Annotated in this window: 19 protein-coding genes; 14 read left to right on the top strand and 5 right to left on the bottom strand. The window is 71.9% G+C overall.

Annotated elements, in window-relative coordinates; all coding sequences use genetic code 11:
- Positions 1 to 3: 3 nt before the first annotated feature.
- The 3 genes from ACQPZQ_RS33760 to ACQPZQ_RS33750 are packed head-to-tail and all read right to left on the bottom strand — an operon-like array spanning position 4 to position 4,146.
- A complete protein-coding gene (locus tag ACQPZQ_RS33760; RefSeq protein ID WP_433287611.1) occupies positions 4 to 942 on the bottom strand; it encodes a carbohydrate ABC transporter permease in 939 nt (312 codons plus the stop codon).
- Entirely contained in the window at positions 939 to 2,264 is a 1,326-nt protein-coding gene (locus ACQPZQ_RS33755) for an ABC transporter substrate-binding protein (RefSeq protein ID WP_433287609.1), read from the bottom strand. The genes ACQPZQ_RS33760 and ACQPZQ_RS33755 overlap by 4 nt, the downstream gene beginning before the upstream one ends.
- 22 nt (positions 2,265 to 2,286) lie before the next feature.
- Positions 2,287 to 4,146 carry a glycoside hydrolase family 127 protein gene (locus ACQPZQ_RS33750; protein WP_433287607.1) on the bottom strand — a complete coding sequence of 620 codons (1,860 nt, stop codon included), beginning with the start codon at positions 4,144 to 4,146 and terminating at the stop codon, positions 2,287 to 2,289.
- A gap of 204 nt (positions 4,147 to 4,350) precedes the next feature.
- Here ACQPZQ_RS33750 and ACQPZQ_RS33745 point away from each other — a divergent pair, with 204 nt between their 5' ends.
- The gene (locus ACQPZQ_RS33745) at positions 4,351 to 5,325 is read left to right on the top strand and encodes a LacI family DNA-binding transcriptional regulator (protein WP_241036237.1); all 975 of its coding nucleotides are present in this window, start codon (positions 4,351 to 4,353) and stop codon (positions 5,323 to 5,325) included.
- A gap of 64 nt (positions 5,326 to 5,389) precedes the next feature.
- On the opposite strand, the gene ACQPZQ_RS33740 is transcribed toward ACQPZQ_RS33745, so the two are convergent.
- Entirely contained in the window at positions 5,390 to 6,424 is a 1,035-nt protein-coding gene (locus tag ACQPZQ_RS33740; RefSeq protein ID WP_433287605.1) for a LacI family DNA-binding transcriptional regulator, read from the bottom strand.
- A gap of 109 nt (positions 6,425 to 6,533) precedes the next feature.
- On the opposite strand from ACQPZQ_RS33740, the gene araB reads away from it, so the two are divergent.
- The 9 genes from araB (at position 6,534) to ACQPZQ_RS33695 (ending at position 17,208) form a co-directional block, all read left to right on the top strand.
- Positions 6,534 to 8,276 (top strand): ribulokinase, encoded by a 1,743-nt coding sequence (gene araB, locus ACQPZQ_RS33735; RefSeq protein WP_433287603.1) that lies wholly within the window; start codon positions 6,534 to 6,536, stop codon positions 8,274 to 8,276.
- A complete protein-coding gene (locus ACQPZQ_RS33730; protein WP_433287601.1) occupies positions 8,273 to 8,959 on the top strand; it encodes an L-ribulose-5-phosphate 4-epimerase in 687 nt (228 codons plus the stop codon). The genes araB and ACQPZQ_RS33730 overlap by 4 nt, the downstream gene beginning before the upstream one ends.
- Positions 8,956 to 10,467, top strand: a complete 1,512-nt coding sequence (gene araA / locus ACQPZQ_RS33725; protein ID WP_433287599.1) for an L-arabinose isomerase — start codon at positions 8,956 to 8,958, stop codon at positions 10,465 to 10,467. The genes ACQPZQ_RS33730 and araA overlap by 4 nt, the downstream gene beginning before the upstream one ends.
- Positions 10,468 to 10,515: 48 nt before the next feature.
- Entirely contained in the window at positions 10,516 to 11,823 is a 1,308-nt protein-coding gene (locus ACQPZQ_RS33720; protein ID WP_433287597.1) for an extracellular solute-binding protein, read from the top strand.
- Between the two features lie 44 nt (positions 11,824 to 11,867).
- Positions 11,868 to 12,806, top strand: coding sequence for a carbohydrate ABC transporter permease (locus ACQPZQ_RS33715; protein WP_433287595.1), 939 nt, complete (start codon positions 11,868 to 11,870; stop codon positions 12,804 to 12,806).
- Positions 12,807 to 12,840: 34 nt separating this feature from the next.
- Positions 12,841 to 13,728, top strand: a complete 888-nt coding sequence (locus ACQPZQ_RS33710) for a carbohydrate ABC transporter permease (RefSeq protein ID WP_433287593.1) — start codon at positions 12,841 to 12,843, stop codon at positions 13,726 to 13,728.
- On the top strand, positions 13,725 to 15,269 hold the full coding sequence (locus ACQPZQ_RS33705) for an alpha-N-arabinofuranosidase (protein ID WP_433287591.1): 1,545 nt from the start codon (positions 13,725 to 13,727) through the stop codon (positions 15,267 to 15,269). The genes ACQPZQ_RS33710 and ACQPZQ_RS33705 overlap by 4 nt, the downstream gene beginning before the upstream one ends.
- Positions 15,270 to 15,304: 35 nt before the next feature.
- Entirely contained in the window at positions 15,305 to 16,213 is a 909-nt protein-coding gene (locus ACQPZQ_RS33700; protein WP_433299487.1) for a U32 family peptidase, read from the top strand.
- 206 nt (positions 16,214 to 16,419) lie between these two features.
- Positions 16,420 to 17,208, top strand: a complete 789-nt coding sequence (locus tag ACQPZQ_RS33695) for an alpha/beta hydrolase (protein WP_433287589.1) — start codon at positions 16,420 to 16,422, stop codon at positions 17,206 to 17,208.
- Between the two features lie 69 nt (positions 17,209 to 17,277).
- Here the strand turns inward: ACQPZQ_RS33695 and ACQPZQ_RS33690 are convergent, their stop codons facing one another.
- Positions 17,278 to 20,022 carry an ATP-binding protein gene (locus ACQPZQ_RS33690; protein WP_433287587.1) on the bottom strand — a complete coding sequence of 915 codons (2,745 nt, stop codon included), beginning with the start codon at positions 20,020 to 20,022 and terminating at the stop codon, positions 17,278 to 17,280.
- Positions 20,023 to 20,446: 424 nt separating this feature from the next.
- Here ACQPZQ_RS33690 and ACQPZQ_RS33685 point away from each other — a divergent pair, with 424 nt between their 5' ends.
- The 4 genes from ACQPZQ_RS33685 (at position 20,447) to ACQPZQ_RS33670 (ending at position 23,273) form a co-directional block, all read left to right on the top strand.
- A complete protein-coding gene (locus ACQPZQ_RS33685; protein WP_433287585.1) occupies positions 20,447 to 21,541 on the top strand; it encodes a hypothetical protein in 1,095 nt (364 codons plus the stop codon).
- Positions 21,542 to 21,630: 89 nt separating this feature from the next.
- A complete protein-coding gene (locus tag ACQPZQ_RS33680) occupies positions 21,631 to 22,188 on the top strand; it encodes a DUF6197 family protein (protein ID WP_433299485.1) in 558 nt (185 codons plus the stop codon).
- A 43-nt stretch (positions 22,189 to 22,231) separates the two neighbouring features.
- Complete coding sequence (locus ACQPZQ_RS33675) at positions 22,232 to 22,624, top strand: PPOX class F420-dependent oxidoreductase (RefSeq protein WP_241036223.1); 393 nt, start codon at positions 22,232 to 22,234, stop codon at positions 22,622 to 22,624.
- A gap of 52 nt (positions 22,625 to 22,676) precedes the next feature.
- On the top strand, positions 22,677 to 23,273 hold the full coding sequence (locus ACQPZQ_RS33670) for a TIGR03086 family metal-binding protein (RefSeq protein WP_433287583.1): 597 nt from the start codon (positions 22,677 to 22,679) through the stop codon (positions 23,271 to 23,273).
- Positions 23,274 to 23,285 lie beyond the last annotated feature (12 nt).

The raw sequence follows: 23,285 nt of genomic DNA, 5'->3' as shown, positions 1-23,285 counted from the left end.
CGATCACTCCTCGCCCCGGAGCAGCCACACCTGAAGCGCGGTGACCAGCGCCACCACGACCACCAGCACGACCGACAGCGCCGCGGCGGCCCCGAGTTGCAGTTGTACGAAGGCCCGGTTGTAGATGTAGAGCACGACGGTGGTGGTGGCCGAGCCCGGACCGCCGTCGGTGAGCACGTAGAACTGCGTGAACGCCAGCAGGGAGCCGACCACCGAGATCACCAGGCTCATCGCGATCGTGCGCCGCAGCATCGGGATCGTGATCCGCCACTCCTGCTGCCACCAGGTCGCGCCGTCCAGATCGGCCGACTCGTAGACCTCCGCCGGGATCGCTTGCATCCCCGCCATCAGCAGCAACATCGTCAACCCGGCCACGCCCCAGATGACCAGCGTCGACACCAGCCCGGTCGCCAGGGGCCCGTCCACGAGCCAGCCCGTGTCGCCGTCGGTGATCCCGAGTGCGCGCAGGACGATGTTGATCGCCCCGCTGCCCGGCTGCGCCTCCAGCACGGTCATGAGGCTCAGGGTCGTGAGCCCGACCACGAACGGCAGGAAGAACACGGTGCGCAGCAGCGTGGCTCCTCTTCTCCTGCTGCGGACGAGCACGGCCAGCGCGTAGCCGACCACGAGGAGCGGGATCGTCACGATCGCGGTGTAGAGCAGCGTGTAGAGCACGGCCCGCAGGAAGCCGGCGTCCGAGCCGATGCTCACGTAGTTGGCGAACCCGGCGGGGGAGACGTCGCCGATCAGCGGCCAGTCGGTGAACGAGATGCCGAGCGCGAACACCAGCGGCGCCAGCACGAACACCACGACCATCAGTACCGCGGGTGCGACGAGCAGCAGCCCGGTACGCGGTGGGTGTGTCAAGGACTGCCGTCGTGCCGGTGCGGAGCGGGCGGCGGCGGGGGACTGGGCGACCGGCGCCGAGATCACGGCGCTCATGTCCGGGCCTGCCCGAGTATGCGGTCGAAGGACTCCTGCGCCTGCGTCATGGCCCCCTCGATCTCGCCGTCGAAGACCGCGCGGCGGAACATCGTCAGCCACGGCCCGTCGGGCTGGTTGTAGAGCTCGTTGTAGGACAGGGTCTTGGGCGCGTATCCCTCCTCCTGCGCCTGCAGCGGCGGGAGCGTCAGTGGGTTCCGTGCGGCGAACTCCGCGGTCGCGACGTCGGCCCGGGCCGGCGTGTAGCCGCCTTCGGGAAGGGCGGACTGCTGGGGCAGGTCGAGTGCGTACCGCACGAACTCCCACGCACCCGAGGCGTTGACGGCCCCGCGCGGGATGCACATGTTGTCGCCGCCGTCGAAGAAGGCGCGCCCTCCGTCGGGGCCGGGGAGCAGGCGGACGGTGGTGGCTGCGAGCAGTTCGGGGCTCGCGTTGGTGGTGACGGTGTCGAGGCTGGAGGGGAACATGCCGATCCGCCCGGCGTGGAAGTCGGCCGCCCACCGCGCGGCCTCGTCGGTGTAGCAGCCGGGTGGCACGAGCCGGTCCTGCCAGAGCGCACGGTGGAACTCCAGCGTGCGGGCCAGTGCGTCGTTGCCGGTGACATTCCCTTCCTGTGCACCGGGCTCGCCGCGGATCAGATCGGTGTCGGCGGCCCAGATGTGCGGCTGCACGATGAACCCGAGCGCGCCGGACGAGTTGCCGGGAAAGGTCCAGCCGTGGACGTCGTCGCCGAGCGCGGTGATCCGGCGGGCCGCGGCCAGCAGTGCGTCGAGGTCGGTTGTGGACTCGTCGACGTCGATCCCGGCCCGGTCGAACAGCTCCGTGTTGCAGAACAGCACAGAGTTGTCGGCCAGGTACGGGACGCCGTACTGCCGTCCGTCCACTGTGGCCAGCGCGAGGTGGCCGGGGCTGAGCTGGTCGGCGAAGCCGAGATCGGCGATGAGCGGGGTGAGGTCGGTGAACGCGTCGCGGTGGACGAACAACAGGGAGTTGATGTCGTCGATGTCCACGAGGTCGGGCACGTTCCGGCCGCGGATGGCGGTGGCGAGCTTGGTGACGTACTGCGCGTCGGGCACCGGGACCAGATCGACGGTGAGCCGGTCCTGGGAGGCGTTGAACGTGTCGACGAGTGTGGTGAGCCCGTTCTGGGTGGCCGCCCGGCACCACACCTCGACCCGGCCCGTGGCCGATGTGCCGAAGCCTGCCGCCCCGGTGTCGGGCTCGGGCAGCACCGAGCTGCAGGCCGGGAGCGCGGCGGCGAGGGCGCCGAGCCCGGCGAGGGTGAGGAAACTGCGGCGTGAGGTCGTCGGCGAGGTCGTCATTGTCCTCTCCTGGCGGGTTGGGTCAGATCGTGGGAATCCAGACCCGCATGGCTCCGGCGCCGCGGTTGGCCCACGCGTAGTACGGGACGAGGGTGAGGTCCAGCTCGCCTGCCGCCTCGGTGCGGCCCCGGGTGGTGACCACCGTGACGCCGCCCAGCAGGTCGGGGCGATGCTCGGTGGCCGTGGCAGCGGACGTGTCGATCTGCAGGTCGTCGACGGGGGCGGCGTGGTCGGCCTGCTCGGCGGCGTGGACCAGCGGCCCGCGCTCGACGGCCACGCACCCGCGCACGGCGTCGACGCGGGGGTGGGCCGCGGTGGTGCGGACGTCCATCGGCAGGTGCAGCTCGACGACCTCGCCCGCGCCCCAGTCCCGTTCCAGCCGTGCGTATCCCGGATCGACGTGCTGCGTCTCGCCGCCCGCGGTGACGCTGGCGCCCGTCGCCCACGCGGGCACTCGCAGGGAGAGGGTGAACCGGCCGGGTGAGGCGAGCACGCGCACCCGCACCAGTCCGTCCCACGGGTACTCGGTCTCGACGGCCAGCTCGACGTCCCCGCTGGTCACCGTGCCGGGCGCGTACTGGTGCAGCTGCACGCCGTTCGCGTCGCCCGTGGCCAGGTAGCCGTCGAGGCTCGCCAGGGTGCGCATGACGTTCGGCGGGCAGCAGGCGCAGTCGAACCAGCCGCGACGGCCGTGGGCGGGCGAGCGATCCCCGTCCGTGTGCGCATCGGCGCGCAGCTGCAACGGGTTGACGTAGAAGTAGTCGGCGCCGCTGAGCGAGATGCCGGCGATGAAGCCGTTGAACAGCATGCGTTCGATCGCGTCGGCGTAGCGCGCGTCGCCGGTGGCGAGCAGCATGCGCCACGCCCACTGGACGCCGCCGATCGCCGCGCACGTCTCCGCGTAGGCGCGGTCGGTTGGCAGCTCGTACGGATCGCCGAACGACTCACGGTCCCAGCGCGAGCCGAGGCCACCCGTGACGTAGGACTTCGTGGCGAGCATGTGGTCGAACTGGATGCGCAGCGCGTCCAGCAGTTCGGCGTCGCCCAGCTCGGCGGCGACGTCGGCCGCGCCCGCGGCGAGGTAGACCGCGCGTACTGCGTGGCCCTCGACCGTGGTGGCCGAGCGGACGGGGACGCGGTCGGAGAAGTAGGTGGGTTCCTGGCCGTAGCCGGCCATCAGGCCGTGGCCCCGCGCTTCGACGAAGTAGCGGGCCAGTTCGAGGTAGCTGGCCTCTCCGGTCTCGCGGTAGAGCTCGACGAGCGCGGTCTCGATCACCGGGTGGCCGTCGACGTCGTGGCGGCGGTCCTCGCCGAACGTGGCGGCGAGGTGATCGGCGAGCTTCACGGCGACGTCCAGCAGCGCGGTGTCGCCGGTGCAGCGCACCTGTGCGACGGCGGCCTGGATGAGGTGGCCTGCGCAGTAGTGCTCGTGGCTCCAGGGCAGGTCGAAGTAGCGTCCCCGGTCGCGGTGGCGGACCTGGACGACGGAGTTGAGGTAGCCGTCGTCGGCCTGGGCGGCGGCCACGACGGCGGTGACCTCCCGCTGCATCGCGAGCAGCTCGTCCGCGGGGTTGCGGCCGTACTCCCACGCCACCGCCTCGAGCCACTTGTAGACGTCGGAGTCGGCGAAGATCGGGCCGACGACCTCTCCGGTCGAGACACCGGCGGCGATCCGCAGGTTCTCCAGGTTGCCGGCCTCGTCCAGGCGTCGGCGGCCGACTCGGATGGCCGCGTCACCGTTGGCGCGCTGCCGGTCGGCCCAGAAGCCACCGGTGATCCTGGCCTCGCCGAGGCCGAGCGGGCGCAGCCGTACGGCGGCTGTACTGGTGGGTGCGGCGGGTGCCCGTGTGGTGCCGGTGGTGGGGGACGAGGTCGCCGTCATGCCGCTCCAGTGCGCGTCGTCGGGCCGGTCACGGAAAATAAGGAATTCGATTTCCGGCAGTGACGCTAAGGCGACCACCCGGTCGGGTCAAGGCCTGTGCTCATCAATCCTGTTGATACGCGGGATAGGATCGACCCTTCACGGAACGAGCGGAAAAGGAGCCGTCCGCTGACCACCAGCTCTCCCGGCCGAACCGGCGCCGTCGTGCGCATCACCGACGTCGCGGCGCTGGCCGGTGTCTCGCCGGGCACGGCGTCGAAGGCCCTCAACGACACCGGCCAGCTGCGGCGCGAGACGCGCGAGCGGGTGCGGCGGGCCGCCGAGCAGCTCGGGTTCACGCCCGACGGGCGGGCCCGGGCGTTGTCGTCCGGACGCAGCTACACCGTAGGGCTGGTCACCACCGACAGCTCCGGGCGGTTCAGCATCCCGATCATGCTGGGCGCCGAGGACGCCCTCAGTGCAGGCGAGATGGCGCTACTGCTGTGCGACACCCGCGACGACCCGCTGCGCGAACAGCACTACCTGCGCACGCTGCTCGCCCGCCGCGTCGACGGCATCATCGTGACCGGCCGTCGCACCGAACCGCGTCCACCGATCGCCGTGCCGATCCCCGTGGTGTACGCGTTCAACGGCTCCACCGATCCGGCCGATGCCGCGGTCCTCGTGGACGACCGGGGCGGTGCCGCGTCGGCCGTCATGCATCTCGGCGACATCGGTCGTGCGGCGATCGCGCACGTCACCGGCCCGGAACGGCATCGCAGCGCCGTCGAGCGGGCGCGGGCCGCCGCCGAGACGGCCGGGCCTGCGTTCCGTGGGCCACCGATGTACGGGGCGTGGAGCGAGCGGTGGGGGCGGCAGGCCGTCGACCTGCTGCTGCGCGCCCACCCCGATCTCGACGCGATCTCGTGCGGGAGCGACCAGATCGCCCGTGGCGTGTGCGACCGGCTCCGCGAGCTGGGCAGGCGCATCCCCGACGACGTCGCCGTCACCGGCTTCGACAACTGGGACGTGATGGCGCTGGCCTGCCGCCCGCCGTTGACCACGGTGGACCTGGAGCTGGAGGAGCTGGGCCGGAGCGCGGCCCGCATGCTGCTCGACGCCGTGGACGGGCGGCCGCACCGCGGTGCCGTGGAGCTGCCCACCCGTCTCGTCGTGCGGGGCTCGACGCTGGCCGACTGACCATGATCGCCGCGAGATCGGCGTGTTCGCCCTGTCGAGGGCCGAAACGGGGATCTCGCAGCGATCACGTCGGCGGCGGGCCGGAGCTGCGGCGGACCATCAGCTCCGTGGGCACCAGGGGAGGGGGCACCGCACCGGCGGCCGCGTCCTCGGGACGGATCAGGCCCAACAGCAGGTGCACCGCGAGCTGCCCGGACTCCGCGAAGTGCTGGCGGACCGTGGTGAGGGGCGGGCGGAAGAACTCGGCCTCCGGGATGTCGTCGAAGCCGACGATGCTGACGTCATCGGGGACGCGGCGGCCCACCTCGTCGAGCGCGCGCAGGGCGCCGAGTGCCATCTGGTCGTTGGCGGCGAAGACCGCGGTGAGGGCGGGGTCGGCGGCCAGCATCTCCCGCATCCCCACGTAGCCGGAACGGGCGCTCCAGTCGCCCTCGACGAGCTCGGGCTCCTCGGCGCAGGCGGTTCGCAGCGCATCCCGCCAGCCCTCCACGCGCCACCGGCCGTCGAGCCAGTCCTGTGGACCGGCCAGGTGGTGCACCGTGCGGTGCCCGAGCTCGAGCAGGTGCCGGGTGGCGTCGCGGGCTCCGGTGAGCTGGTCGGTGCCGACGGCGGGCGCATCGGCCTCGGACGTTCCGGCCAGGCCGCCGACGAAGACGGTCGGCAGCGCCCGCAGCCCGGCGGTGAGGGCCCGCACCGCGTCCTCCTGTGTGGCCAGCGCGACCACGCCCTCGACGGACTGTTCCTCCAGCCGGCCCAGCGCGCGTACGACGGCGTCGGAGCTGACCCTGTCGACCACGGCGATGCTCACACCGAGCCCGAGCGCCCCGGCGGCCTGCTCGACGCCGTAGAGCGTGGTGACGGGGCCGTGCAGCACCGTGTCGAAGGTGATCACGCCGAGCGTGCCGGACCGGCGGGTGGCCAGCGCCCGGGCCACGGCGTTGCGCCGGTAGCCGAGCTGCTCCATCGCGGCCAGCACGCGGGTCCTGGTCTGCGCGCTGACGTGGGGCGAGTCGTTGACCACGCGGGACACGGTCTGGTGGGAGACGCCGGCCAGCCGCGCAACGTCGGTCATGACGGGGGCCGGTGGCGAGTCGTGCATGTGTCTCATGCTGCCGCATGCCTGATCCGTCGGGTTTCCCCAAGGGGTTGACATTCCGTGTTAGCGCTCACATTGTTAGCGCTCACAACGTTGTGGGGGGAGTTGCTCCGTGAGTGGTCGCGCAGTGCGCACCGTCGACCCGCGCCGCGCCGTGGCTGTGGGGATCGACTTCGGCACGCTGTCCGGGCGGGCCGTGGTCGTCCGAGTGGCGGACGGCGAGGAACTAGCCGACGCCGTGCACCCGTACCCGCACGGGTCGGTGGAGCGTGCGCTGCCCGCCACCGGCGCCGTGCTGCCACCCGACTGGGCGCTACAGGTGCCCGCCGACTGGGTGGAGGTGCTCAAGATCGCCGTGCCCAAGGCGCTGGCGGCGTCCGGGGTGGATCCGCGTGACGTCGTCGGTATCGGCACGGACTTCACGGCCTGCACCGTGCTGCCGACGCTCGCCGACGGCACACCGCTCTGCGAGCTGCCCGAGCTGGCCGACCGCCCGCACGCTTATCCGAAGCTGTGGAAGCACCACGCCGCGCAGGCCCAGGCCGACCGGATCACCGCCGTCGCCGAGGAACGCGGCGAGCCGTGGCTCGCGCGCTACGGCGGGCGGATCTCCTCGGAGTGGGAGTTCGCCAAGGCGCTGCAGCTGCTGGAGGAGGACCCGGAGGTCTACGACCGCACGCAGCGCTGGGTCGAGGCCGCCGACTGGATCGTGTGGCAGCTGTGCGGGACCTACCTGCGCAACGCCTGCACCGCGGGCTACAAGGGCATCCACCAGGACGGGCGTTACCCGGGCCGGGACTACCTAGCCGCACTGAACCCCGCATTCGCCGACTTCGTCGAGGCGAAGCTGGAGCACCCCATCGGCAGGCTCGGTGACCGCGCGGGCGGGCTCACGGCCCAGGCGGCCGCCTGGACGGGCCTGCCCGAGGGGATCCCCGTCGCCGTCGGCAACGTCGACGCGCACGTCACCGTGCCCGCGGCACAGGCAGTCGAGCCCGGTCAGATGGTGGCGATCATGGGCACCTCGACGTGTCACGTGATGGTGTCCGATCGCCTCGGCGAGGTGCCGGGGATGTGCGGGGTGGTCGACGGCGGGATCCTGCCGGGGCTCTGGGGCTACGAGGCCGGGCAGAGCGGCGTGGGTGACATCTTCGGCTGGTTCGTCGACATGAGCGTCCCCCCGCACTATCACGCCCGTGCCGCCGACCGCGGGCTCGACGTGCACGGGCTGCTCACCGAACTGGCGGCCGACCAGGCCGTCGGCGAGCACGGGCTCGTCGCGCTGGACTGGCACTCCGGCAACCGCTCCGTGCTCGTCGACCACGAGCTGTCCGGGCTGGTGGTGGGCCAGACGCTCGCCACCCGGCCCGAGGACACCTACCGCGCACTGCTCGAGGCCACCGCCTTCGGCACCCGCACGATCATCGAGGCGTTCGAACGCTCGGGCGTGCCGGTCGCCGAGCTCGTGGTGGCGGGCGGGCTGCTGAAGAACGCGCTGCTCATGCAGATCTACGCCGACGTGTGCGACCGCCCGCTCTCGACGATCGGGTCCGACCAGGGTCCCGCGCTCGGCTCGGCCATCCACGCCGCCGTCGCCGCGGGCGCGCACCCGGACGTCCGCGCGGCCGCCGCAGCGATGGGCAAGGTCAACCGGGCCGTCTACCGCCCCGACCCCGCCCGGGCGCGCGCCTACGACGAGCTCTACGCGGAGTACGTCCGCCTGCACGACCACTTCGGCCGCCGTGGCGCCGGTGGCGGCAACGACGTGATGCACCGCCTGCACGCACTGCGCACGCAGGCCCTGGAAAAGAAGAACGCAGAGCGGAAGAACACGAACGGGAAGGACGGCCGGTGATCCCCGAGTCCGCCAAAGACATCGTCGACGAGCTGCGTGAACAGGTCTCGGCCCTGCATGCCGAGCTGGTGCGCTACGGACTCGTCGTCTGGACGGCGGGCAACGTCTCGGCCCGGGTGCCCGGGCACGAGCTGTTCCTGATCAAGCCCAGCGGGGTGTCCTACGACGATCTCACCCCGGACGCCATCGTCGCCTGCGACCTCGACGGCGAGCTCGTCGACGGCGAGCTCTCCCCGTCGAGTGACACCGCGGCACACGCCTACGTGTACCGGCACATGCCCGAGGTCGGCGGCGTCGTGCACACCCACTCGACCTACGCGTGCGCGTGGTCGGCCCGTGCCGAGCCGATCCCCTGCGCGCTCACGGCGATGGCCGACGAGTTCGGGGGCCCGATCCCGCTCGGACCGTTCGCCCGCATCGGGGACGACTCGATCGGCCGCGGCATCGTCGAGACGCTGGCAGGCCACCGCTCCCGCGCGGTGATCATGCAGAACCACGGGGTGTTCTCGATCGGCCCCGACGCGAAGGCCGCGGTCAAGGCTGCCGTGATGTGCGAGGACGTGGCCCGCTCCACCCACATCGCCCGCCAGCTCGGACCGCTCACGCCGATCCCGCAGGACGACGTGGACGCGCTCTTCGATCGCTACCAGAACGTGTACGGCCAGACGGGAGCCAAGCAGTGACGGGATCGACCACGGCGGACCGCGAGATCTGGTTCCTCACCGGGAGCCAGGGCCTCTACGGGGAGGAGACGCTGGCCCAGGTGGCCGGCCAGTCGCAGGCGATCGCCGCGGCACTCGACGCGTCGGGTGCCGCGCCCGTGCGGATCGTCTGGAAGCCGGTTCTCACCACCTCCGACGGCATCCACCGGATGGCGCTCGAGGCCAACGCCGACCCGCGCTGCATCGGCGTGACCGCCTGGATGCACACGTTCTCCCCGGCGCGGATGTGGATCGCGGGCCTGGACGCCCTGCGCAAGCCGCTGCTGCACCTGCACACCCAGGCGAACCGGTCGTTGCCGTGGGCGACGATCGACATGGACTTCATGAACCTCAACCAGGCCGCCCACGGCGACCGGGAGTTCGGCTACATCCAGGCGCGGCTGGGGGTGGTCCGCAAGATCGTCGCCGGCCACGTCGAGGACCCCGAGGTGCAGCGCCGGGTGGGCGCGTGGGCGCGTGCGGCGCTGGGCTGGTCCGAGGTGCGCTCGCTGCGGCTGGCGCGATTCGGCGACACCATGCGGGACGTCGCCGTCACCGAGGGGGACCGCACCGAGGCCCAGTGGCGCTGGGGCGTCACGGTCAACGGCTACGCCGTCACCGACCTCGCCGAAGCCGTGCACGCGAGCCTCGACGCCGACGTCGACAAGCTGGTGGCGGAGTACGAGGACCGCTACGAGGTGGTGTCGGAGCTGCGCGCGGGCGGCGACCGGCACGACTCGCTGCGGTACTCCGCGCGGATCGAGCTGGGCCTTCGCGAGTTGCTCACGGCGTCCGGTGCGATGGCGTTCACCACGAACTTCGAGGACCTCGGCGCACTGCGCCAGCTTCCCGGGCTCGCCGTGCAGCGGCTGATGGCCGACGGCTACGGCTTCGCGGGGGAGGGCGACTGGAAGACCGCGATGCTGCTGCGCACGCTCAAGGTCGCGGCAGGCGGGCTGCCCGGCGGCACCTCGTTCATGGAGGACTACACCTACCACCTGGGCCCGGGACGGCCGAAGGTGCTCGGCGCGCACATGCTGGAGGTCTGCCCGTCCATCGCCGCCGAGCGGCCGCGGGTGGAGATCCACCCGCTCGGGATCGGCGGCCGGGAGGACCCGGTGCGCATGGTGTTCGACGCCGCACCCGGCGCCGGGGTGGTCATCGGCATGTCGGACATGGGCGACCGGTTCCGCCTGGTGGCCAACGCGATCGAGGTCGTGCCGGCCGACGAGCCGCTGCCCAACCTGCCCGTCGCCCGAGCGGTGTGGGAGCCCGAGCCGGACCTCCGGACGTCGGCGGAGACGTGGATCATGGCGGGCGGGCCGCACCACACCGTGCTCTCCACCGCGCTCGGTGTCGAGGAGCTGGACGACCTCGCCGAGCTGGCGCGCACCGAGCTCGTCGTGATCGACGCCGAGACCACACCCCGCCGTTTCGCCCGTGAGCTGCGCTGGAACCAGGCCTACTACCGCCTGGCCGGAGCCCTCTGACCTGTTTCACCTGTCGTGACCGGCCTCACCGTCGAGGAGATCACTGCGATGGATCAGTTCGTCCGACCGGCTCTGTCGCGCCGTCGGTTCCTGGCGGCCGCAGGCGCCGCGCTCGCCGGTACCGCCCTGCTCTCGGGCTGTAGCAGCGGTGCGCGATCGGGCGCCACGCTCGTGCGCGAGTGGAACCTGTTCTCCGGAGGGGACGGCCAGCGCCACATCTCCATGCAGGACACGTTCCGGGAGCGCACACCCGGCACGGCGTTGCAGGCGACGGTCCTTCCGTGGGGTGCGCCCTTCTACACGAAGCTCGCGATGGCCGCGGCCGGCGGGCGCGGCCCCGACCTCGCCACGATGCACCTGAGTCGGCTGCCCGGGTTCAGCCCCGCCACGCTGCTCGACCCGTACCCGTCCGACCTGCTGGCCGAGTACGGCATCACGCAGGACAAGTTCCTGCCCGACGTGTGGAACCGCTGCGTGGTCGACGGGCAGGTCTACGCCGTGCCGCTCGACACGCACATGATCGTCCACTACTACAACACCGAGATCTGCGGGCAGGCCGGACTGATCGGCGCGGACGGCAAGCTCGTCTCCCCCCGCGGGCCGGACGAGCTCGTCGAACAACTCCGCGCCGTCAAGGAGGTCACCGGCAACTTCGGGGCCTCGCTCGAGGCGGAGCAACCGTGGCGTTTCTTCGCGAGCCTCTACGCCCAGATGGGCGCGGAGATGATCGATGCGAACGGCACCCGCGTCCTGCTCGACGTCGACCGCGCCACCGAGGCGCTCGAACTCCTGCGTCGGCTCGCGATCGACGAACAGCTCGTCCCGGGCAGCTCGGACTACCCGGCGACCGTCGCGCTGTTCGGCGGCGGGCAGGCGGGCATGTCGTTCAACGGCGAATGGGAGGTGACCACCTATGTGGACGCCGGGCTCCCGTTCGGCATGGCACAGATGCCCGACGTGTACGGCAGCCGGCTCGCCCTCGGCGACAGCCACACCTACGTGCTGCCGAAGCAGGCCGTCCGGGATCCGGAGGTTCTGCGGGCCACTGTGGAGTACATCGCCGTGATGCTCGAGGACAGCCTCGAGTGGGCCAAGGGCGGGCACGTCCCGGCGTACCAACCGGTGGCACGCAGCGCCGAGTACGCCGCGCTGCGGCCGCAGTCGGAGTACGCGGCGTCCGCCGGCGCCGTGGCGTTCGACCCGCCGGGATGGTTCAGCGGTTCCGGCTCCACGCTGGAGACCGTGGCCAACGACGCGCTGGGCAGCGTCATGACCGGGGCCCTGCAGCCCCAGGCGGCTGCCGCGCAGCTGAAAACCGCGCTGCAGCGGCTCGTGTCGATCCCCTCGCCGGTCTGATCCCCGCCTCCCGTCCCGCTTCCCGCCGAGCACTCGGAGCCGACATGGTCACAGCCACCCCGGCAGCCCCTGCCCCGCCCACCCGACAAGTCACGTCCGACCGCGTCCGCCGCCATCGTCCCGGGGAGACCTCAGGGCTGCTCTTCGTGTTGCCGTTCATGATCGTGTTCGCGGTGTTCATGGTCTGGCCGGTCATCGCGGGCCTGGTCAACAGCTTCTTCAACAAGAGCCTGGCCGGCATGCCCTCGCAGTTCCTCGGCCTCGCCAACTGGCGCGAGCTCTTCGGCGACCCCGCCGTGTGGCGGTCGCTCGGCAACACCGCACTGTTCACGCTGCTCAGTACGCCGCTGCTGGTGGTGACGGGGCTCGCGATGGCGCTGCTCGCCCACCGCGCGCGGCGGCTGGGCTGGCTCCTGCGCTTCTCGTACTTCGCGCCGTTCGTGCTGCCTGCCACAGTGGTCTCGCTGATCTGGGTGTGGCTCTACCAGCCCGAGTTCGGCCTGTTCAACAGCTGGATCGAGGCGCTCGGGGGCTCGGCGGTGCCGTGGCTGACCACCGAGGGCGTGGCGATGGTGGCGATCGTGGTGGCCACCACGTGGTGGACGGTCGGCTTCAACTTCCTGCTCTACCTCGCCGCGCTGCAGCAGATCCCGCGCGACCTGTACGAGGCCGCTTCCCTGGACGGCGCGAGCGCCCGCCAGCAGCTCTGGCACATCACGCTGCCGCAGCTGCGGCGCACCACCGGGCTGATCGTCGTGCTCCAGGTGCTGGCGTCACTGCGGGTGTTCGACCAGGTCTACCTGATGACCGAGGGCGGCCCGAACAGCACGACGCGGCCCGTGTTGCAGTACATCTACGAGACCGGCTTCACCTCGTTCCGGCTGGGCTACGCCTCGGCGATCTCCTACCTGCTGTTCGTCATCATCCTGCTGCTGGCGGTGTTCCAGCTGCGGCTCACCGTCCGGAACAGGCGCGAGTCATGACCGCCGACGTATGTGGTCCCGCGGAGGCGGCGTCATGAGGGCAACCTCCGACCTGGTCTCCGAGCGGTCCGCCGACGCACCCGTCGCCCGGCGGCGCGGCCCGCGTCCCACCGTCGGTGGTGTGATCCTGACCGTGCTCGCGCTGCTGATGGCGGTGCTGTGGCTGGTGCCGCTGCTGTGGGCGCTGTCGACATCGGTCAAGCCGGAGGAGGAGACCAGGGCGATCCCGCCGGAGTGGTTCGCCAGCCGTATCACCGGCGATGCGTACGCGGCTGCGTTCGGCAACAGCGGTCTCGTGCGCTGGTTCCTGAACAGCACTCTCGTGTCGGTGTCGGTGACGGCCGGCGTGCTGGTGCTGTGCTCCCTGGCCGCCTACGGGTTCTCGCGCACCGAGTTCCGCGGCAGGCGCTGGCTCTTCGCACCGGTCGTGGCCGCCATCGTGGTGCCGTCGCAGGTGCTGATCATCCCGCTGTTCGACGAGCTCGACACGCTCGGACTCGTCGACACCTACTTCGCGATGATCCTCCCGCAGCTCGTGGCGCCCGCGATGGTGTTCATCCTGAAGAAGTTCTTCGACGGCATCCCGCGCGAGTACGAGGAGGCCGCGCAGATCGACGGGGCGAGCCGGCTGCGGATCTTCCTCACGATCATCGTCCCGATGTCGATGCCGGTGCTCACCGCCGTCGCGATCTTCACCTTCATCACCACGTGGAACAACTTCCTGCTGCCGTTCGTGACGACGACCGACCCGGATCTCATGACCCTGCCGCTGGGCCTGCTGGCCGGGCAGACCACCTTCCAGCTCCAGTACGCGCAAGTCATGGCGCTGGCGCTGCTGGGAGGGCTCCCGCTGCTGATCATCTACGTGCTCTTCCAGCGCCAGGTGATCCGCGGCGTGGGCAGCGCAGGCCTCAAGGAATGACCGCTCCGCCGACCCTGGGAGAGAACAGCGTGCTCCACGCCTCCGCGACCCTTGACCCCGCCTTCCGCGTCGCGCCGGTCAGCCGGCGCACCTTCGGCTCGTTCGTCGAGCACCTCGGACGCTGCGTCTACACCGGCATCCACGAGCCCGGCCATCCCACCGCCGACGCCGACGGCTTCCGCGGCGACGTACTGGCGCTGACCCGCGAGCTCGGCGTCTCGACCGTCCGTTATCCGGGCGGCAACTTCGTCTCCGGCTACCGCTGGGAGGACGGCGTCGGCCCGCTGGAGCAGCGACCGCGACGGCGTGACCTGGCTTGGCACACCACCGAGCCCAACACCGTGGGGCTCGACGAGTTCGTGCGCTGGACCCGCAAGGCCGACGTCGAGCCGATGCTCGCGATCAACCTCGGCACCCGTGGAGTCGCCGAGGCGCTCGACATCCTCGAGTACGCGAACCTCCCCGCGGGAACCGCGCTGGCCGACCAGCGGGTGGAGAACGGATCCAAGGAACCGCACGGGATCCGGATGTGGTGCCTGGGCAACGAGATGGACGGCCCGTGGCAGGTCGGGCACAAGACGGCCGCCGAGTACGGCCGCCTCGCCGCCGAGACGGCCCGCGCGATGCGGATGATGGACCGCAACCTCGAACTCGTCGCGTGCGGCAGCTCCAACTCGCGGATGCCGACGTTCGCCGCGTGGGAGGCCGAGGTTCTCGCCGAGACCTACGACCAGGTCGACTTCGTCTCGCTGCACGCCTACTACGAGCCGCTCGACGGCGACATCGGCAGCTTCCTCGCGTCCAACGTGGACATGGACCGCATGATCGAGGCGGTGGTGGTCACGGCCGACCACATCGGAGCGAAGCTGCGGTCGCCGAAGAAGATCATGCTGTCGTTCGACGAGTGGAACGTCTGGTACCAGAGCAGGTTCAAGGGCACGCCCGTGCCCGAGGACTGGCCCGTGGCCCCGCGGCAGCTGGAGGACCAGTACGACGTGACCGACGCCGTGGTCGTCGGGAGCCTCCTGATCTCGCTGCTGCGCCACAGCGACCGCGTGACGTCGGCGGCGCAGGCGCAGCTGGTGAACGTCATCGCGCCGATCATGACCGAGCCGGGCGGCCCCGCCTGGCGGCAGACGATCTTCCACCCGTTCGCCCTGACGTCCCGGCACGCGCGCGGTGAGGTGCTGCGGGTCGAGCCGTCGTCCCCGCGGTACGAGACGGCCAGGTTCGGGGACGTCCCGGTACTCGACGCCGTCGCGACGTGGGACGAAGATTCCCACGAGGCGACCGTGTTCGCGGTCAACCGGCGCCAGGACGAGCCGCTTGTACTGGAGGTGGACGTGCGAGGGCTGCCGGTGTCGGCGGTGCGGGAGGCGCTCACGCTCTCGGACGACGACCGGACCGCGACCAACACGGCCGCGCAGCCGGACCGGGTGGTGCCCCGGCCGAACGGGACCGCCGAGCTGACCGACGGGCGGCTGCGGGTGCAGCTTCCCCCGGTGTCGTGGAGCGTGCTGCGGCTCGGCCAGGGCGAGTGAGGGGAGCGGGAGTGGAGCGGAGCATCCGCGAGGCAATGGTCGAACGGGGGTACGCCCGGTCCGACCACGGCGTGCCCGAGAGCACCAAGCGGTTCCCGGACGGGGCGCAGTGCCGGGTGGAGATCCCGAGCACCGAAGGCCCGGACGTGCTCGACGCGGTGCTGGAGGAGGCCGACGCGCGCGGTGTCCCGGTGCACCGGGTGTCCCAGGGCAGCGGCGCACTGCTGCTCACCGACGCCGAGCTGGAACGGATGGCGACCACCGCGGCCCGCCGCCCGGTGGAGCTGAGCCTGTTCGCCCGGCCGCTCGCCGGCTGGGGCGCGGCGTCCTCGGCCTCGCACGCACCGGGTGGCGCGGCGCTGGGTGCGCAGGCCCGGGGGACCGAGCAGCTCGTGCACGTGCTCGAGGACATCGCGCGGGCGGTCGACGCGGGCGTGCGGAGCGTGCTGGTCACCGACCTCGGGGTGCTGGAGACCGCGGCGGCGCTCCGCACGGCCGGGGAGTTCCCCGCCGATCTGCAGTTCAAGATCAGCGTGCAGATGGGACTGTCGAACCCGGCCGCGATCCGGCTGGCCGAGCGGCTGGGCGCCGACACGTACAACGTGCCCACCGACATGACGCTCGGCGAGCTCGCCGCGGTCCGCGCGGCCGTCGACATCCCGCTGGACGTCTACATCGAGTCGCCGAACGACCTCGGCGGGTTCGTCCGGCACGCCGAGATCGCCGACATCGTGCGGGTCGCCGCGCCGGTGTACCTCAAGTTCGGGCTCGCGAACACGCCGGTGATCTACCCCAGCGGCACGCACCTCGACGCGGTCACTATCGCGCTGGGCCGCGAACGGGTGCGGCGGGCGCAGATCGGGCTCGAACGACTCCACCGCGACATGCCCGACGCGGTGATGTCGGCGATCCCGGCAGCCGGGCTCGCCCTGCCGAGCCTCTGAGACCAGGGGCGACTCGGGGCCGTCAAGCCGAAGTGCCCGGGGTCATGTCCGGGCGGCCACATCTCCTACGAACAGGCCAGGTACCCCGACCGGGCGCTGCCCGGCGCCCGGCCCGAGAGTTCCAGATCTCCTGTCTTCATGTCATGCCTCGCGTATGTCGGTCCGGGTTTCCTATTCCTGCATCACCACTGGACCCTGGAGCAGTAATGAAGATCAGGAACATTGCCGTGGCGCTGGCGGCGACCGCCGCCGTCGGTCTGTTCACGGCGTCGACCGCGGCTGCGGCCGCGCCGGCCCGCGACACGCCGAAGCCGACCATCGTCCTGCTGCACGGCGCCTTCGAGGACGCTTCGGCCTGGAGTGGGGTCACCCAGCGGCTGCAGCACGACGGCTACCCCGTGATCGCCCCCGCCGTCGGTCTGAGGGGCGTCGCGGCGGACACCGACCAGCTCAAGGGGGTCGTCGACGCCATCAAGGGCCCGAAGGTGCTCGTGTCGCACTCCTACGGCGGGATGCTCGTCAACGGGCTCGCCTCCACCCCCGACGTGAAGGCACTCGTGTACGTCAACGCTTTCATCCCGCAGCCGGGGGAGACCGCGGGGCAGCTGAGCTCGCAGTTCCCGGGCAGCCTGCTCGGCCCGACCACGTGGCACGCGGTGGACAGCCCGGCGGGCCCGGAGCTGTACGTCAACGCCGACAGCTTCCGCGAGGTCTTCGCGGGCGACGTCCCCGCCGCCACCGCGGCCGTGGCCGCGGCAGAGCAGCGGCCGATCCTGGCCACCGCATTCGCCGACAAGGTCACCGCCGCCCTCCCCGGCGGGCTCCCCAAGTACGCGCTGATCTCCACCGACGACAAGGCCATCCCCACCGCCGCGAAGGTCTTCATGGCCAAGCGGGTGGGCGCCAAGATCACCGAGGTCGCCGGGTCGCACGCCGTGGCCGCCTCGCACCCGACGGTCGTCGCCGATGAGGTCGAGAAGGCCGCACGGTCGTAGGACCACCTCGCTCCCCGGTCCGGCACGGGGGGTGACGGGCGGGCGGGCGTGTCTCGCCCCGCTGGCCCGTCACCCCTCGTGGTGGAGGGCCGGTCCCGTTCCGGGCTCGTCTGCCCGGGACAGGACGAGCTTCGCCAGCTGCACCCGTGAGTGCACGCCCAGCTTGGTGAACACCGCGCGCAGGTGCGTGTTGATCGTGCTGGGGGACAGGTGGAGCTCGGCCGCGGCGGACCGGTTCGTGTGACCGTCCGCGATCAGCCCGGCGACGCGGCGCTCCATCGTCGTCAACGACTCCCAGCCGGTCGCGGCCCGCGGCCGAGACTCGGCAGAGCCACGGGGACGGCGCGCTCCCACCGGCTGCAGCAGCCGCTGGACCCGCAGCACTGCGGCCGTGGCACCGCACGCGGCGAAACCGTCCCGGGCGCGCTGCAGCGACTCGGCACTGGACGGGTCGCCCCTGTCCAGTGCCGCCCGCCCGACCTCCTCCTCGGAGCGGGCCAGCAGCAGCGGACGCGGAGCCTGCCGCAGCAGGTCGACTGCGCCGTCCGGCTTCCCGATGAGCAACCCGTGCGTCAGGGCCGCGGCGCCCGCCATACTCGCGACGCCGGGGTTGCGCGCCGCGAGCGCGCCCAGCACGTCGTCGGCGGCATGCAGGGTGTCGCTGTCACCGCAGCGGTGGGCCGCGCACGCCGCCTCGACGAGAAGCTCCTCCGGCCACGGCACCGCCCCCGCAGCGAGCTCCCGCACGAGCCCGGCGGCGGCGCGGGGCTCGTCCTCGTCGAGCGCGAGCAGCGCCCGCCCGACCGGCACCGGCACTCCTCGCCGTTCGGCGTCGGCGATCCGGGACCGCGCCTCGGACGGCTCGCCGCGGTGGAACGCGACCAGGACGAGGACGTGCCATAGCCGAGCATCGACGGTGTCGCCGATGTCGCCCGACCATTGCAGAGCGGCGGTCGCGGCAGCCTGCGCGGCGCCGAGGCGGCCGGCGCCCAGCTCCAGAACGGCGCGGACCACCGCCACCCGGGGAGCCTGCCAGGGATCGGAGTCGATGCCGTGGGCGTCGAGATCGGCCAGCCGCGCCAGCGCGCCGTTGATGTCGTCGAGACGACCGCGGACCAGCAGCTCGCGCAGTTCCAGCCGGCTTGCGTGCAGGCTCCCCGCCTCGCCTGGGCCGTCCTCACCCAGGCCCTCCTCGGCCGCGGCCCTGGCCTGCTCGTAGTACCCGCGTGCCGCCCCGCACTCGTCGGCGCGTTCGGCCTGCTCGGCGCGGGCTACCAGCTGCAGTGACCGGGCGACCGGATCCGGGGCGAGCTCGCCGGCATCCGAGCCGGTGGCGAGGGCGGCGTAGGCGGCGAGTCGTGCGCGGAGCGCGGGAGCGGCGCCGGTGAACCGAGGGTCGCGGGTGCGCCCGGCGAGCTCGCCGAGCCGCCCGGTCGACCACAGGTGCGGAGCGAGGCTCAGCTGGGTCACCGCGGCGGTCCCGGGCGACACCGCGCCCTGCAGCAGCCGGTCCACGAATACCGCCGCCTCGTCGTGGTGGCGGGCGGTGACCAGGATCGTGACCACGTCCCTGGCCACCTCCTCCCGCTCGGGATCGTCGTCGGCCACGAGCTCGAACGCCCGCTGGATGAGCGTCACCGCCGTGACCGCCATGGTCCTGAGCAGCTCCTTCGCCGCGCGTTGCAGGACCCGTACCGCAGTGGCGTCGCCGGGCACCGCCGACGCGAGGACGTGCGGGGCGGCGGCAGCGTGTCCGCGCCCGGAGGCGATGAGGTGCGCCACCACGGACCGGTGCATCGCGGCCCGCGCGGACGGCGGCATGTCCTGGTAGACGGCCCGGCGCAACAGCTCGTTTCGGAAGGTGATGGTGACACCGTCGTCGGTCAGCAGCCCGAGCCCGATGGCCTCTTCGAGGGGGCCGGTCAGCTGCGTGGCCGGCTCGCCCAGCAGCTGCGCGAGGTCGTCGAGCCGGGACTGCACCCCCAGGACGCCGGCCGCCCGGAGCAGGGCCCGGCATCGCTCGGACGCGCTGGCCGTGCGCCTGCGGACCCCGTCGAGCAGCCCGGTGGGCAGGTCGTCGCCGTGGTCACCGGCGTCGTCGGGCCCGATCAGGCCGCGGAGCAGGGCAACCGCCAGGAACGGGTTGCCGCGCGTGCCGAGAAGGCGCTGGGCCAGCTCCGGGTCTGCCGCGTGTCCCAGGTGGTCGACGGCCACGGCGAGGACGGCCTCGTCGCGCAGCGGTGCCAGGTCGATCCACCGCACCCACCTGTTCCGCTCCATGCCGCCTACGACCTGGTCGGCCGGACCCCCGGCGGCCGGACGGGTGCCGAGCAGAAACGCGATCGGTGCGGACCGCAGCCTCCCGAGGAGGATGCGCAGCACGAACGTCGTCAACGGGTCGGCCCACTGCGCGTCGTCGAGCGCGATCAGCAGGGGCGTCGACCCGGCCCGGCGCTGCAGCAGCACGGCCAGGTGCTCGGCGAGCCAGAGCGGCTGCACCGTGAGCGGTGCCAGGTCGAGGAACTGCTGCGAGTTGAGCAGCGGCACCGGCCCGCAGCGCAGAGCCGGACCGAGCGACGCCAGCGGGCTCAGCTCGTCGGTCTCGTGCGCGGCCGCCGCTGTGGCGGTGAACCCGAGTGCCGAGGCCTGGTCAACCGAGGCGCCGAGTAGCGCGCTCTTGCCGATCCCGGGCTCGCCGCGCACCACCACCAGCGCCGACCGACCGCTCTGCGCGTGGCGCAGCGCGGCCAGCACCGTGCCCAGCTCGGCGTCCCGCCCGCGCAGCGGGCGGGCGGCCTGGGGCACGGCGGGCATCATCACTTTCTACCAGCGCGGTCCGGACCCGGAAGGTGACGGATACGACTGTTCACTTAACAACGGCGCACGGTTCTGAACCGACGTCATCCGCGCTTCTGGTGGAAGATAGGCGGTTATGGCCGATAACGATCGTTTCGACCTGGTTGTCGACGATGTCTGGGATGCGTTACCCGAGGAGCTCCGCCGAGAGCTCATCGAGCGCCGGACGACATCGCCGGAATGGGGGCCCTACGCGCGCGAGGGATGGCCCGGCAGGCGCTGGGAACCACTTCGACCGATGGTCATCCGGGAACGGGCCTACCGGGGCCTCGAGGCCATGGCATCCCGGCTGTTGTGCCTGGCCGTGGAGGCGTGCTGTCGCCGCGCTTCGACGCTGGGCGAGCTGCATCGAGTACTTCGCTTCCCTCATCGGATCCCTGTGATGGATCCTGATCGCCCGCTGATACCGGCAGAACTCAACCGATATGCCCGGCCGGACGTCCTGATCGAAAAGGGAAGGCTGCGCTTTCTCGAGCTCAACATCAGCACCCGGCTCGGTGGTGACGCGGTGGCACGTTGGCTCGCGGACGCCTATATCGGGTTGTGCCCGGAGAGCGGTCTGCGAAGGCCGCCCTCCACGGTGGCGGCGCGGTGCGAGGCTCTGAACCGCATGCGGCACGCCGGGAATGGGCACGGCGGAACGGGACGGTTGCTCATTCCGATTCATTCGGTGATCGACGTCTCGGGCGCACGTCAGCGCCGCGACAGGATCCAGCCGGTCATCGTGGCCGGTGCGCAACGGCTGGGCTTCGAGGTCTTCCAGGCCGACCTCGCCGACCTGAGCCTCGATGCCGCCGGCCGCCTGCTCGTCTCCGACGTGCCGCTCGACGTCGTGCTGCTGCGGTGGTACGGCAGCGATCGCATCATCGACGACGGTGGTGGGCTCGCCGCGCTGTGCGCCGCGGACCGTGCCGGGACCGTCGGGCTGTTCCCTCGCCCGGAGTCAGCGCTCGTCTCGTCGAAGGCGGTGCTGTCCTGGCTGCGCGAGGACTGCGATGCGGGCGTGCTCGGCCCAGCCGATCGCGCATTGGTGCGTGACCACATCCCGTGGACCGTGTGCCTGGGCCTGGACGGTGACCCGGAGGTGGAGAGGAATCTGCTGCGCATGGCGGCAGCGGAGCGCGACCAACTGGTCGCGAAGCCGGCCGTCGGCCAGTCCAGTAACGAGGTGATCTTCGGAAACCAGATGTCGGCGCAGTACTGGCAGTCGGCTGTTGCCGATGCGGCGCGCGAGTCGCCTCTGGTCCTGCAGCGCCGCGTCGAGTCCGGCCGCATCACGATGCCCTTCCGCGATCGGGAGTCCGGACAGCGGGTGACGACGCGTGTGCCGTTCGTGCTCAGCCTGTTCATGGTCGACCGTGCGGCGGCAGGCGTCCTGGCTCGCCACATGACTCCGGACCTCCCTGACGGGGACGTGGTGATCGGTATGCGCCACGGCGCACGCCCGAACGCGGTGCTGCTCGCGCCGGCTTCATGACCCACGAGGTGCGGCGTGGGAGACGTAACCTGCGATGGACCGTCGTCGTAGGCCCGGCCTGCATGAGCCCGGGAGGAGCCGCCGTGACAATGGAACTGCGTATCGCACCGCCCCTGCAGGAACGCCCTGCCGGAGTGCGGCAGCGGTGGCGGGAGCGTCGCCGGGAGCGGCAGCGTCTCGCCCGCCAGGACCGGCTCGCCGCGCACCTCGCCGAGCTCCACCGGATCCGGGCCCTGATCGGTGACGCCCGTGCGGTGATCGCGTCGGGCTGGGTGCAGCAAGGCTGGTTCACCTACCGCGACCCGCAGGGCCACCAGCGGACGATCAACGCCGGCAACCTGCGGAGCGTCGGTGACCGGCCGATCACCGGGGCCTGCCTGGTCGGGGCGATCGTTCACGCGGGTGGTGGGCTCGCGGCTGTGCGTTCCCAGCCTGTGCAGCGGGCGCTCGACCTGACCTGGCACACGCTCTACGGTGACGACCGCGAGCCGATCCGCTGGTGTCCGGCCCCGCCCATCCGCTCAGCGCAGGTCCGGGACCTCACGCGCTGGAACGACGAGCCGGGGCGCACGTCCGGCGATGTGGTCTCGCTGCTGGACGCCACCGAGCGGGCGGCAGGCGCGGAACTCGAACGCGCGCGCGTCTGACCCCCTGCCGCCGGGAGCACCACGGCCGAGAACGATGCGGGTCGTGGACATTCCCGACGGTCTGCTCGACCTGTTGCAGCGCCCGAGCCCCTGCTACCTCGCCACCACGATGCCCGACGGGTCGCCGCAGCTGACCCAGACCTGGGTCGACACGGACGGCAAGCACGTGCTGATCAACAGTGTGCAGGGGTTCCAGAAGATCAGGAACATCGAACGCGACCCGCGCGTGGCCCTCACCGTGTCGGACCCCGACCACGCGGCCCGGTACTACGCGGTGCGGGGCCGCGTCCTCGACGTCACCACCGACGGTGCCGCCGAGCACATCGAGAAGCTGGCGCAGCGCTACCTCGGAGGGCCCTACCCCTGGTACGGGGGCCGTGACCAGGTCCGGCTGCTCCTCTCGATCGAGGTTCTCCGGGTCAGCGGCATGGGGTGACGCGGCGGGCCCGCGACCGATGAGTCCCGGCCGCGGGCCTGGTCATATCGGTATGACATCCGCATCGTTCGTCGATCTCGCCCCGGCCGCCGACCGCCTCACGCGCCTGCTGGACGGGGTGACCGACGACCGGCTGGAGGCCCCTACCCCTTGCGCCGACACCACGGTCGGCGCCCTGCTCAGCCACCTTCTCGGGCTCGCGGAGGCGTTCCGGGCAGCCGCGGCCAAGGAACCGGACCTCGGCGCACCACCGGCCGTGCAGCCCCCGCTCGACCCGCAGTGGCGCACGCTCCTGCCGAGTCGGCTCGACGCGCTCGTCGCCGCGTGGGGTGACCCCGCGGCCCGGGACGGCATGACGTCTGCCGGCGGGGTGCAGATGCCGGCAGCCGCCATGGCGGCCGTGGCGCTCGACGAGCTCGTGCTGCACGGCTGGGACCTCGCCCGCGCCACCGGCCAGGCCTACGCCGTCGACCAGGAGAGCGTGCAGGCCTGCCTGGGATTCGTGGAAGCGGCGGCGCAGCCGGAGGGCGTGCCCGGGCTGTTCGGCCCGCCGGTCCCGGTGCCGGCGGACGCACCGGTGCTCGACCGGCTCGTCGGGCTCAGCGGGCGTGACCCGGCGTGGACGCCCGCCGCGTCGGTGAGCCGCTGACGGGCTCGCTGC

Origin of the sequence: Pseudonocardia sp. CA-142604, from assembly GCF_050948475.1 — a bacterium.
GTDB lineage: Bacteria > Actinomycetota > Actinomycetes > Mycobacteriales > Pseudonocardiaceae > Pseudonocardia > Pseudonocardia alaniniphila.
This window is presented reverse-complemented; position numbering and strand designations above follow the sequence as displayed.